General features: G+C 37.3%; 9 protein-coding genes and 3 pseudogenes. 4 read left to right on the top strand and 8 right to left on the bottom strand.

Annotation, left to right across the window (positions count from 1 at the left end; genetic code table 11):
- Positions 1-107: 107 nt before the first annotated feature.
- From HJG58_RS08790 to HJG58_RS08765, 6 genes and pseudogenes are all read right to left on the bottom strand, one after another.
- Positions 108-596, bottom strand: coding sequence for a hypothetical protein (locus HJG58_RS08790; protein WP_170248603.1), 489 nt, complete (start codon positions 594-596; stop codon positions 108-110).
- On the bottom strand, positions 593-1,207 hold the full coding sequence (locus HJG58_RS08785) for a hypothetical protein (RefSeq protein WP_170248602.1): 615 nt from the start codon (positions 1,205-1,207) through the stop codon (positions 593-595). Before HJG58_RS08785 ends, HJG58_RS08790 begins: the two co-directional genes overlap by 4 nt.
- Before the next feature lie 9 nt (positions 1,208-1,216).
- Positions 1,217-1,762, bottom strand: coding sequence for a PAAR domain-containing protein (locus tag HJG58_RS08780; RefSeq protein WP_170248601.1), 546 nt, complete (start codon positions 1,760-1,762; stop codon positions 1,217-1,219).
- Between the two features lie 176 nt (positions 1,763-1,938).
- Positions 1,939-2,631 (bottom strand): annotated as a pseudogene (locus HJG58_RS08775) (hypothetical protein).
- A 117-nt stretch (positions 2,632-2,748) separates the two neighbouring features.
- Positions 2,749-3,624, bottom strand: coding sequence for an alpha/beta hydrolase family protein (locus HJG58_RS08770; protein ID WP_170248600.1), 876 nt, complete (start codon positions 3,622-3,624; stop codon positions 2,749-2,751).
- A 385-nt stretch (positions 3,625-4,009) separates the two neighbouring features.
- A pseudogene (locus HJG58_RS08765) lies at positions 4,010-4,369 on the bottom strand (hypothetical protein); the annotation flags it as partial.
- Here HJG58_RS08765 and HJG58_RS08760 point away from each other — a divergent pair.
- Positions 4,367-4,600: pseudogene (locus HJG58_RS08760) on the top strand (hypothetical protein); the annotation flags it as partial. The pseudogenes HJG58_RS08765 and HJG58_RS08760 overlap by 3 nt on opposite strands.
- An 8-nt stretch (positions 4,601-4,608) precedes the next feature.
- On the opposite strand, the gene adeS reads toward HJG58_RS08760, so the two are convergent.
- Both adeS and adeR read right to left on the bottom strand, forming a co-directional pair.
- A complete protein-coding gene (gene adeS / locus HJG58_RS08755) occupies positions 4,609-5,679 on the bottom strand; it encodes a two-component sensor histidine kinase AdeS (protein WP_170248599.1) in 1,071 nt (356 codons plus the stop codon).
- 30 nt (positions 5,680-5,709) lie between these two features.
- Entirely contained in the window at positions 5,710-6,453 is a 744-nt protein-coding gene (adeR, locus tag HJG58_RS08750) for an efflux system response regulator transcription factor AdeR (protein ID WP_170248598.1), read from the bottom strand.
- Positions 6,454-6,598: 145 nt separating this feature from the next.
- Here adeR and adeA point away from each other — a divergent pair, with 145 nt between their 5' ends.
- From adeA to adeC, 3 genes are all read left to right on the top strand, one after another.
- Positions 6,599-7,789, top strand: coding sequence for a multidrug efflux RND transporter periplasmic adaptor subunit AdeA (adeA, locus tag HJG58_RS08745; RefSeq protein WP_170248597.1), 1,191 nt, complete (start codon positions 6,599-6,601; stop codon positions 7,787-7,789).
- Complete coding sequence (adeB, locus tag HJG58_RS08740; protein WP_170248596.1) at positions 7,786-10,896, top strand: multidrug efflux RND transporter permease subunit AdeB; 3,111 nt, start codon at positions 7,786-7,788, stop codon at positions 10,894-10,896. The genes adeA and adeB overlap by 4 nt, the downstream gene beginning before the upstream one ends.
- Before the next feature lie 76 nt (positions 10,897-10,972).
- A complete protein-coding gene (gene adeC, locus HJG58_RS08735) occupies positions 10,973-12,370 on the top strand; it encodes a multidrug efflux RND transporter AdeABC outer membrane channel subunit AdeC (protein ID WP_170248595.1) in 1,398 nt (465 codons plus the stop codon).
- Positions 12,371-12,773 lie beyond the last annotated feature (403 nt).

Genomic DNA, 12,773 nt, shown 5'->3' with positions numbered 1-12,773 from the left:
ATGTGAAGTACCTTTTGTAATTATCCTCTGAAGGATAAATGAAAATTAAGTACTTACACAAAATTTAGAACAGTCCCCTGAACATTCAGGGCTTTTATAACAATGATCTATTCACATACTTCTACAAAGTTTCGAGCAGTTTTATCTTTACTGTCGCGTAACTTAATAATTTTTTGTCTTTCACCGTATAGGCTGTGAACATCATTTAAGGTTTCATCCTTAAGTTGGCTTTTGTATGGATCTTCAACTTTATTTACGTAGTTTTCCATGAATACCGTCATCCAACATATTGTGTTGAGGTCACCATAGTCATAACCGTTTTTATCTAAGCCTTGAATCCAGTCTGGATATTCATCATTTAAAAGGCTCCGTGCTGTTTCTAACTTAACATAGGAATTATTAAACAACGAGTTTTTTAAAGCAGGCTCATTGTTCACATTCTTATTTGCTTCAATGATCAATCTATAATTGTCAGTAGCATAATTTTTCAGATCTACTTTCACATAGTTATCAATGTCTTCTTTATCTGTCGAAGCCTTACAAGAAGTTAGGAATAAGCTGGAAAGTATCAATATTGATATTAATGTAATTTTCATAGTGAGAAGCGGTTATTAGGTGGAGTGTAGTGGTATTTCTGAATATATAATGAAACAGTGGCTTGATCGTAAGTACGACCAAAGACGTTTTTATACATATATTCGTTAATACCATATGGTCCATTGTTGGTATACGTAGCTAATGCATTAGCTGCAAGAACAGGCTTACTCGCATTAGATAATGCCAAATCTATTATTTCACCAAAGTTTTGTTTTGCAATTGCCATACGAGCTTTAAAAGTATCTTTTGCAAGCTCTGTAATCATCTCGGCGCCTTTATTCCTAGAGTGTTTTTGAGCATAAAGGGTGAACTTCAAATACATCATCGTATGGAATGAATAGCGTTCTAACACTTCATCTGAAAATTGACGTAAATCAAATTCAAGACCAAAACGGATTGCTAGATCATGCTCAAATGGATAATGCTGTTTTACCCAATCCCATTGTGCCTGATTCATCATGAAAGTGTAGGGTACTGTTGTATGGTAGTTTAGGATTTTAACAATGCTATTACATAAGAGAGGGTCCAGTAACTCATCTGCATGACAGACTTTTACCTCGTTATCCAAAGATGGAATGAGTGTCGGAGAAAATACTTTATCTTGTGCCATTTTCAATCCTTAAAGCGGTGGTAGCGGTTTAGAAGCATCAATCGTCTGAAACTCCACCTCATCAGGTGTGGCAGCATTGATAACATGCGTTTTACCTTCTTTATCGGTCCAACCGGTTTCCACCTTTCCATCCTTCTTATAAATAATTGAATAAGGAATTTCACTAAAGATCTTTTGTGTCTTCTCATCCTTTAACTGGAACTGAATTCCATATTCTTTTGACTTATCTTCTACAAAGCTATCTTGAGCAGCTGTATTAGTAGTAGTGGCACTTTGAGACGAACCACCGCCATTATCCTGCACAACTAAATTTTGTTGAGGCAATAATTTGCAACCGCATGAAAGTGAATCATTCACACGCGCAGCTGATTTACCAAAAATTTGCATGTATGGATCACCTGAGACAATTGTCGCAACAACTTTATGAGTTGGGCAGGTTGCTTTATCACCGACACAGGCAACGGGAATACCGTCAACTAGAAACATACTGTTCCCAGAAATTACTTGACCACCACCTGAAGTTGGGCAGCCTATAGTTATATATGGTGTCGCCAAAACTCTTCCTTCTTATTTTCATGAAGTGCCGGAATGATAGCAAAGAGGGGTAGACAGTGCTGTATAGTTTTATTTATCAGGATGTACAGCATATACGTTCAATACGAATGTGAATATCTCGATCTGTGTAAAGCAATTTAAAAAGCCCTGAGTATTCAGGGCTTTTTATTTAAGTTTTACTTTAATGATTCTGGTACATAATTTGGTGAATCAGTACCATAAAATGACTCAATATCTACATCATACAAAGACTTATATCTATCTTTTGATGCGACATCTTTAGTCTCATCAATAAATTTCTGTATTTTAGCTTTATATTCAGTGTGACCAGCTTTATACATTTCAGTTAAATATACAAATTCGGCGTCTCTGTAATGAGGATCATTTTTGTTAGATGATTTACTTAATTCGGTTTGTATGAGTTGCGCTGAAGCTTCGTGACACTGTTGAATTTTTACTTTGGCCTCATTTAGTTTTTTAAGCAATGTACATCTAAACATTATCCGTTGAGGCAAGGGTTTATCTTTGATCTGTTGCTCATTTAGCTCATAAGCTTTTTTGTACATTCCTGACAACATATAAATATTCATTAATGCCATTTCTCTTTGTTTCTTAGCAGTAACTTTCTTTATTTCAGGAATTAAAGGCTCTAAAGTTTGCTTTATCTTTTCATTTTCACCTGAGGTCACAACTTCATTTGTGATAGAGTCATATCTATCTAAAATCGCTTTATCACTTGCTGATAGTTCAGTTTTTACGTTTTTAGAACTGTTTTTTGAAGTATCCATCTGTTCATTTTAAGCTTTACCACAAGCAGCAACTCCAAACACAGAAATGAGAACAATAGTGCTGATAAATTTTCTATTCATGATTTACGTCTTGCTGCTGAATTTAAGGTAAAAGAAAATTTAGTATGAGGTGGGTTTGGTCGAACAGTACCGCCATAGGGTTGATATAAGGTATCTACAGAGCAGCCCATTTATCTCTTAATTTTTTATATTCAAAGTATTTTCTAAAAATGAATCACTTTTAGTTTTCCACACATTAGCAGGCACAGGATGCTTAGCATCTTGAATCAGTGCTAAGGTATTCGGAATACCTTTACTATCAAGTAATTGATGTAGCTGAGTACTTTGCTTCGGGTCAACAATTGGGTCTTTAGTACCAACTAATATAAGAGTAGATGGATAGTGAGACGAAATTGGTAGCGATGATCTAGATGCCGACGCATTTTCTATATTTTTTGATGCAGCAATAGATTCATTTATTTCTTCCATTACATTTGACGGTAGCGTTCTAGTGTTAGAACTCCACTGAGTATACATACCTTTAAAATCATAAAACCCAGATACCAGAACCAAAGCATTTATCTTTCCAGAGTTAGCTACAACATTTGCTATAGACGCACCACAACTAATACCAATCACCGCAACTTTATTTGGGTCAACATGAGGTTGTGAACGAGCAAAATTAATGGCTTTTACAAGATTATATTGTGAGGCTTTACCACAAAAATCTGATTTCCCAGAGGACTCACCATATCCACTCATAGATACAGCAACACTGAAAATGTTCTTTTTACTATATTCATTTAACAAGCCAGAGCGTACAAAGGCTTTTGCACCTTGTTTATCTTTTTGAATGCCATGTAAAAAGATAATTGCTGGATACTTTTTATTAGCTAAGAGGTCTGGCTCTTTCCAATAAATTTCAGTTGTTTGATTGTTTGTTGTTAAAAGTTGATGCTGTGCTTGCTTGGTATAAATATAAGGAAGAATAGATACACGAAAAAGGACATAGAAACCGATAACTAAAACCAAAGGGAAGATGTAAAACAAAGCCTTATTCTTCTTAACGAGCATATAGAACTCTATTGTAGTAACTTATAATTAAGCGTGATTCTCTAACTATTGAAATTGGAAATCAATATATTATTAGCTTAATTGTTTGTGTCTAAATTGAATGCACCCGATTGGAGACGGTCTCAGGCTTTGCATTAAGTTCAAACGGGAACTATGACGGCACGGCGATTTATTATAAAAAGCTTGTTTAAAATTAGAAATAACTATCCAAATGCATATACAACTACCGTGAAATATAGAATGTGGCCCATAAGCTCGGGTGAAGTTGATGAGATGGTTTTGGAGGTATTTTTTAGTGGGATGGGTTGAGGTACAAAGTAGATATTTCTTTTTACGTAAAAAAATTAAAAAAGCCCTGAACATTCAGGGCTTTTATAACAATGATCTATTCACATACTTCTACAAAGTTTCGAGCAGTTTTATCTTTACTGTCGCGTAACTTAATAATTTTTTGTCTTTCACCGTATAGGCTATGAACATCATTTACGGTTTCATCCTTAAGTTGGCTTTTGTATTGACCTTCAACTTTATTTACGTAGTTTTCCATAAATACGGTCATCCAACATATTGTATTGAGGTCACCATAGTCATAACCGTTTTTATCTAAGCCTTGAATCCAGTCTGGATATTCTTCATTTAAAAGGCTCCGTGCTGTTTCTAACTTAACATAGGAATTATTAAACAAAGAGTTTTTTAAAGCAGGCTCATTGTTCACATTCTTATTCGCTTCAATGATCAATCTATAGTAGCTAATGCATTATTCCTTAAATTTTCAGGCTCATTAGATTTCTTGTCGGAGGGAATGCTAGAGTTTGTTATAGATATTATTTATGAAACGGGTATTGCTTTAATTGGCGCAGCGGTTACAGCTTATATGTTAGGTGTCCTATTAAATAAACAACAAGAAAATGCCACAAAATGGCGAGAAGAAATTCGTAGAAGGATAAAAGAGGAGGAAGAAAAATTTCAAAAGTAAAATTATTCTTAATTCTCCATTGGAATTTTTATGGTGAAAATACTTCTTGAGCCTTGATTGCTATATTGAATAGTACCTTTCAGTGCCACAATAATTGCATGTACAACAGCAAGTCCTAAACCTGTGCCACCAAATTCTTTATTTCTTGATTCTTCTAATCTAAAAAAGGGTTTAAATAAATCATCTTGAAACTCGGTTGCAATGCCGGGACCTTCGTCCTCAATTTTTAATATCCAGTTTTGTGATACCAATTCCGATGAAATTTTAAGTTTGCCCGCATTTGAATAACGAATAGCATTATCAATTAAAGCAATCAAAACTTGCTTAATACGACGGCGGTCACTCAAAACAGGAGTCGTAGTAAGATTAAGTTCTGGTACGAGGTTAGCTTGTTCCAAGCGATCTTCAAATGCTTTAAGAACCTTTTCAACTACGGGCTTAGAGTCAAATAACTCATAATTTAATCTGAGTTGCTGGTTCTCTACTAAACTTAATGTTCGTAAGTCCTCAACCAAATGAGATAAGCCTTCAACCTGACTTAGAAGGCTTTTAAATAGAGCTTCATCAGGTTTAAAAACGCCATCAATTATGCCTTGCAGGCGGCCTTGTAAAATTGTGATTGGAGTTCTTAACTCATGAGCGATGGCAGCATTCCATACTTGTGCATTTTGAACAGAAACCTCTAGCTTTTGAGCCATATCATTAAAATTATATAAAAGCTCCGACATTTCAGCCGAGTGAATTCGGTTATCGTAAGCTCTAGCAGAGAGGTCGCCTTGACTAATTTTTTTTGCTGCTTCGGCTAAGAAGTTAATTGGCACAATAAAACGCTTTGCGAGGTGCATGCCGATCACTAATGAAATCATACAGCCACTGAAAATAACAGTAGCCAACCAAATCCAATCTACAAAATGAAAAGTGGTCCAATCTTCTTGAAGTGAGCTTAAAGAAATCCAGCCTTTTTCAATCGCATAGTTATAAATGACATAACCCAGTACTACAGAAAATAGCGTAACGCTTAAATTTACAATAGTTAAGGCAATAAAAAGTTGCTTACTAATTCCTAACTTACTTTTCATAAAATATTCCCTAGCTATTTTTAATATTATTTAGGCATCATCTTTTATAGCTAGGGGATTATCTAGCCTATATCCCACGCCACGCACATTAACTAACATTTGAAATATGCCTTGTTCTTCTAGTTTTTTTCTCAGCTTACTCACATGGCTATCTACGGTTCGTTCTAATGCATCACTATCATTCATACAATGATTCATGAGCTCACCACGTGTAAATACCTTGTGGGGCTGGTCAATCATGAAGGAAATAATTTTATATTCAGTCAGCGTCAGATTAAGCAATATTTTTTTATTTTCGGAGTGAAGATAAACACTATGAGTGTCTGTATCAATTTCAATGTTTTTGTAGATTTTATTTTTAGTGGATGTTTTGTTTGCAAATTGAGTTCTTCTTAGCACTGCCTGAACTCTAGCAACGACTTCATTTGGGTTAAAAGGCTTAACCACAAAGTCATCTGCACCTATGCGTAATGCCATAACCTTATCAATATCTTGATCTAGCGCCGTCAGCATAATCACGGGAGTTTGAGCTTTCTGACGTATTTTATTTAACACGTCCCAGCCGTTGAGCTCGGGTAATTTAATATCAAGTAAGATTAAATCGATAGGTTGGCTAGCGTGCAATTCAATTGCTTGCTTTCCATTCATGGCACGAATAACCGTCATTCCTTCACGTTTTAAATAATTTTCAATAATGTCGCCAATGTCGTAGTCATCTTCCACAACGAGGATAACTTTATGTTGGTAATCAAAAGAAAAAGAATGATCAAACATAGAAAATCTGGCTATACAAAGTGCTTCAACTCATCATACGCTAAATTATCGGTATTTCTCCACACTTACTCCACACTTTAGTGATTATCCCTACACACTCATCAAAAATAATGTCAGCATCAAAAACTCACTAGGTTTGGACAGTATGCAAAAGCATCTTTTACTTCCTTTATTTTTATCTATTGGGCTGGTATTACAGGGGTGTGGTTCAAAAGAAGCGGCTCAAGCTGAACCACCACCAGCTAAAGTCAGTGTATTAAGTATTCAACCGCAATCGGTTAATTTCAGTGAAAATCTTCCTGCACGGGTACAGGCGTTCCGTACGGCTGAAATACGTCCGCAAGTCGGAGGGATTATTGAAAGAGTTCTATTTAAGCAAGGTAGTGAAGTTAGAGCAGGGCAAGCTCTATATAAAATTAACTCAGAAACTTTTGAGGCAGATGTAAATAGCAATAGAGCCTCACTCAATAAAGCTGAAGCTGAGGTGACACGATTAAAAGTGCAATTAGAGCGTTATGAGCAGCTTTTACCAAGTAATGCGATTAGCAAGCAGGAAGTAAGTAATGCTCAAGCTCAATATCGTCAGGCCCAAGCTGATGTTGCTCAAATGAAAGCATTGCTTGCTAGACAAAATTTGAATTTGCAATATGCAACTGTTCGGGCACCAATCTCAGGGCGTATTGGGCAGTCTTTTGTCACTGAAGGTGCATTGGTTGGTCAAGGCGATACCAATACCATGGCCACAATCCAACAGATTGATAAAGTCTATGTCGATGTAAAGCAATCAGTTAGTGAGTATGAGCGCTTACAAGCTGCGCTACAAAGCGGAGAATTATCAGCAAATAGTGACAAAACCGTTCGTATTACCAATAGTCACGGGCAACCTTATAACGTCACAGCAAAAATGTTGTTTGAAGATATTAATGTTGACCCGGAAACAGGTGATGTCACGTTCCGTATTGAAGTAAACAATACCGAGAGAAAACTACTCCCGGGTATGTATGTACGAGTTAATATTGATCGAGCTTCTATCCCACAAGCTTTATTAGTTCCAGCTCAAGCCATTCAACGCAATATTAATGGTGAGCCTCAGGTATATGTCATCAACGCTAAAGGGTCAGCTGATGTTCGTCCTATTGAAATCGGACAGCAGTATGAACAGTACTATATTGCCAATAAAGGCTTGAAGGTGGGTGACAAAGTCGTTGTTGAGGGTATTGATCGTATTAAGCCAAATCAAAAATTGGCATTGGCAGCATGGAAAGCTTCAGCAGTGGTCAGTCATGCTTCAAGTATAGAAAAGAAAGCTTCTATAACTGAGGGGGCGCAACCATGATGTCACAATTTTTTATTCGTCGCCCCGTTTTTGCTTGGGTTATCGCGATCTTTATTATTATATTTGGATTGCTGAGTATTCCTAAACTGCCAATTGCACGTTTTCCAAGTGTGGCCCCGCCACAGGTGAATATTAGTGCGACTTATCCTGGTGCTACAGCTAAAACCATTAACGATAGCGTTGTAACCTTAATTGAGCGCGAATTATCGGGTGTAAAAAATCTACTCTACTATAGTGCGACAACAGATACCTCCGGTACAGCAGAGATTACGGCTACGTTTAAACCAGGCACAGATGTGGAAATGGCTCAGGTTGACGTTCAAAATAAAATCAAGGCTGTAGAAGCTCGCTTACCGCAAGTTGTACGTCAGCAAGGTTTACAGGTTGAGGCTTCATCGTCCGGATTTTTAATGCTGGTCGGGATTAACTCTCCAAATAATCAATATTCCGAAGTTGATTTGAGTGATTATTTGGTTCGAAATGTTATAGAAGAGCTAAAACGTGTCGAAGGTGTAGGGAAGGTTCAATCTTTCGGTGCCGAGAAAGCTATGCGTATTTGGGTCGACCCGAATAAGCTTGTTTCTTACGGTTTATCGATTAGTGATGTGAATAATGCCATTCGTGAAAATAATGTCGAAATTGCACCCGGCAGACTTGGTGATTTACCAGCTGAAAAAGGCCAGCTCATTACTATTCCGTTGTCGGCTCAAGGGCAATTGTCTAGTCTTGAGCAATTTAAAAATATCAGCTTAAAAAGTAAAACTAACGGTAGCGTAATTAAATTATCTGATGTTGCCAATGTAGAAATAGGTTCACAAGCATATAACTTTGCCATTTTGGAAAATGGTAAGCCTGCTACCGCGGCTGCAATTCAATTAAGCCCGGGAGCTAACGCCGTGAAAACTGCCGAAGGTGTTCGAGCAAAAATTGAAGAATTGAAGCTAAATTTACCGGAAGGCATGGAGTTTAGTATTCCTTACGACACCGCGCCGTTTGTCAAAATTTCAATTGAAAAGGTAATTCATACATTACTTGAAGCCATGGTTCTGGTTTTCATTGTGATGTATCTATTTTTACACAATGTCCGCTATACGCTTATTCCAGCAATTGTGGCGCCTATTGCCTTACTCGGTACTTTTACCGTGATGTTGCTTGCCGGCTTTTCAATTAACGTACTCACCATGTTCGGTATGGTGCTTGCCATCGGGATTATTGTCGACGATGCGATTGTCGTTGTTGAAAACGTAGAAAGGATTATGGCGACTGAAGGATTAAGTCCTAAAGATGCAACCTCTAAAGCAATGAAAGAGATTACCAGCCCGATTATTGGTATTACGCTGGTCTTGGCTGCAGTATTTTTACCTATGGCATTTGCGAGTGGTTCTGTAGGGGTAATCTATAAACAGTTTACCTTGACCATGTCGGTATCTATTTTATTTTCAGCGTTATTGGCACTTATTTTAACACCGGCACTTTGTGCCACGATTTTAAAGCCAATCGATGGGCATCATCAGAAGAAGGGCTTCTTTGCATGGTTTGACCGTAGTTTCGATAAAGTCACTAAAAAGTATGAATTGATGCTGCTTAAAATCATCAAACATACAGTTCCAATGATGGTGATCTTTTTAGTAATTACCGGTATTACCTTTGCCGGAATGAAATATTGGCCAACAGCATTTATGCCAGAGGAAGATCAAGGTTGGTTCATGACTTCGTTCCAGCTACCTTCAGATGCAACCGCAGAGCGTACTCGGAATGTAGTCAATCAATTTGAAAATAATTTGAAAGATAATCCCGATGTAAAAAGTAATACCACCATTTTGGGATGGGGTTTTAGTGGCGCAGGACAAAACGTAGCTGTGGCTTTTACGACACTTAAAGACTTCAAAGAGCGGACTAGCTCTGCATCTAAGATGACAAGCGCCGTTAATACCTCAATGGCAAACAGTACGGAAGGTGAAACTATGGCCGTATTACCACCTTCTATTGATGAGTTGGGTACTTTTTCAGGCTTCAGTTTACGTTTACAAGACCGTGCTAACTTAGGTATGCCTGCTTTACTGGCTGCTCAAGATGAACTTATGGCAATGGCAGCCAAAAATAAGAAGTTCTATATGGTTTGGAATGAAGGGCTACCACAAGGTGACAATATTTCTTTAAAAATTGACCGCGAAAAGCTTAGTGCGCTCGGTGTTAAGTTTTCTGATGTTTCAGACATCATTTCTACATCGATGGGTTCAATGTATATCAATGACTTCCCTAATCAAGGGCGTATGCAACAAGTGATTGTACAAGTTGAGGCTAAATCACGTATGCAACTCAAAGATATCTTGAACTTAAAAGTGATGGGTTCGAGTGGTCAATTAGTTTCGTTATCAGAAGTAGTAACACCTCAATGGAATAAAGCACCACAACAATATAATCGTTACAACGGACGACCATCTTTGAGTATTGCTGGTATTCCTAACTTCGATACGTCATCAGGTGAAGCAATGCGTGAAATGGAACAACTGATTGCTAAATTACCGAAAGGTATTGGCTACGAGTGGACTGGTATTTCCTTACAGGAAAAACAGTCTGAATCACAAATGGCCTTTTTACTTGGTTTATCAATGCTCGTTGTTTTCCTCGTATTGGCTGCACTCTATGAAAGCTGGGCAATTCCACTTTCTGTGATGTTGGTTGTGCCACTCGGTATTTTTGGAGCAATCATTGCCATTATGTCTAGAGGTTTAATGAATGATGTGTTCTTCAAAATCGGGCTAATTACCATTATTGGTCTATCGGCAAAGAATGCAATTTTGATTGTTGAATTTGCGAAAATGCTAAAAGAGGAAGGCATGAGTTTGATTGAAGCCACTGTTGCCGCAGCCAAACTTCGCTTACGGCCAATTCTAATGACTTCTCTTGCATTTACGTGTGGTGTAATTCCTTTGGTTATTGCAACAGGTGCAAGTTCAGAAACTCAACATGCTTTAGGTACAGGGGTTTTTGGTGGCATGATTTCAGCAACCATACTGGCTATTTTCTTTGTTCCCGTGTTTTTTATCTTCATTTTGGGTGCAGTAGAAAAGCTATTTTCCTCTAAGAAAAAAATCTCATCCTAAGTTCAATGCATCAGGGGAATACTTAATTTCCTCTGATGCTTCATATGCACAAAATTTACTTTATTTGGAGAATACTATGTCTAAATCGGCAATCGTATCTCGTGGACTCATTCTTTCTACACTCTCAGTCACTTTAGTTGCATGTGTCAATATGCAAGCGCCACAGCCTGCAATCACATCTCATATTCCTCAAAATTTTAGTCAAAATCATTCTGGAAAAACGATTGCAGAAAAAAGTTATAAAGAGTTTATTTCTGATCCGAAATTATTACAGGTGATTGAAATCAGTTTAAATAATAATCGTGATTTGCGTACTGCTACGCTCAATATTGAACGTGTACAGCAAGAATACCAAATCACTAAAAATAACCAGTTACCTACTATCGGTGTAATGGGGAGTGCAGTACGGCAAGTGAATCCATCTATTAATCCTAATAACCCAGCTTCAACATTTCAGGTGGGTTTAGGAATGACTGCATATGAATTAGACTTTTGGGGCCGTGTAAAAAATTTAAAAGATGTGGCATTAAATAATTATCTGGCAACACAAAGTGCGAGCGAAGCAGTTCAAATTAGTTTAATCAGCAATATCACACAAGTTTGGTTAAATTATGCCTTTGCTCAAGCTAATTTAAACCTTGCAGAGCAGACTTTAAAAGCTCAACTTGATTCTTATCATCTTAATAAAAAGCGCTTTGATGTCGGTATTGATAGTGAAGTTCCATTAAAACAAGCGCAAATTTCGGTAGAGACTGCTCGAAATGATGTTGCAACTTATAAAACTCAAATCCAACAGGCAAAAAATTTACTGGATTTGTTAGCAGGTTATTCTATTCCGCAGAATTTACTTCCGGATCATTCTATTCAAAATATTACCATTGAGAAAAACTTTGCAGCAGGTTTGCCAAGTGATTTATTAAATCATCGACCAGATCTTAAAGTTGCCGAATATGAGTTGCGTGCAGCTGGGGCCAGTATTGGGGCTGCGAAAGCACGTATGTTTCCGACCATAAGCCTTACTGGTTCTACAGGCTATGCATCGACTGAACTTAAAGATTTATTTAAAACTGGTAATTTTGCATGGTCAATTGGACCTAGTATCGATCTACCAATTTTTGATTTGGGAACAAGAAAAACGAATATTAAAATTGCAGAAACTGACCAGAAAATTGCTTTAGCTAAATATGAAAAAGCCATTCAATCAGCTTTCCGTGAAGTTAATGATGCGCTTGCTACACATGCACATATTGGTGAACGATTAGGTGCTCAACGTCGTTTAGTTTCAGCCACATCTGCAACATATAAACTATCGATGGCACATTACAGAGCGGGCGTTGATAGTTATTTTACGGTTTTAGATGCCCAACGTTCTGCTTATGCAGCACAGCAGGGTTTACTTGCACTTGAGCAAATGAAACTAAATAACCTGATTGAACTCTATAAAGCTTTAGGGGGAGGAATATCTAAAGGCTAATATAATTTCATTTCGATCTTAAAAAATAAGCTGCTGGAGGTTTCCCAATCAGCTTATTTTTTGCTTTAGATGATGAAATTATGCGGGAAGCGATAGGTGATATTTTCCTCATGTACCCAGACATTGAAGTCATAGCCACGCAGACTTGCGTAAGCTCGACTGATACGCAAGTCGAGTAGCGGTCTGATTTCTGCATAACTTATATTATGTTACTTAGGATACTCAGCAACGTGAATTATGATCGTAGAAATTCACGTTGCTGAGCTGTAGCTACAAACAGTGTTGTGTAGGCTACAGTCTTTAGATATCCTATTTAACATAATATACATTATACGAACTATCAGTCCACTAAACATTTGTCTAAATGATCATCAAATTGTTCTTTTAAAACTAAGTTGCTACA

The organism is Acinetobacter geminorum (assembly GCF_013009345.1).
GTDB lineage: Bacteria > Pseudomonadota > Gammaproteobacteria > Pseudomonadales > Moraxellaceae > Acinetobacter > Acinetobacter geminorum.
Note: the sequence above shows the minus strand (reverse complement) of the source record. Positions and strands in the feature narration are given on the sequence as shown.

Coding starts and splice junctions, on each gene's coding strand:
- HJG58_RS08790 (WP_170248603.1), bottom strand. CDS start 596: ATGAAAATTACATTAATATCAATATTGATACTTTCCAGCTTATTCCTA.
- HJG58_RS08785 (WP_170248602.1), bottom strand. CDS start 1,207: ATGGCACAAGATAAAGTATTTTCTCCGACACTCATTCCATCTTTGGAT.
- HJG58_RS08770 (WP_170248600.1), bottom strand. CDS start 3,624: ATGCTCGTTAAGAAGAATAAGGCTTTGTTTTACATCTTCCCTTTGGTT.
- adeS (WP_170248599.1), bottom strand. CDS start 5,679: ATGAAAAGTAAGTTAGGAATTAGTAAGCAACTTTTTATTGCCTTAACT.
- adeR (WP_170248598.1), bottom strand. CDS start 6,453: ATGTTTGATCATTCTTTTTCTTTTGATTACCAACATAAAGTTATCCTC.
- adeA (WP_170248597.1), top strand. CDS start 6,599: ATGCAAAAGCATCTTTTACTTCCTTTATTTTTATCTATTGGGCTGGTA.
- adeB (WP_170248596.1), top strand. CDS start 7,786: ATGATGTCACAATTTTTTATTCGTCGCCCCGTTTTTGCTTGGGTTATC.
- adeC (WP_170248595.1), top strand. CDS start 10,973: ATGTCTAAATCGGCAATCGTATCTCGTGGACTCATTCTTTCTACACTC.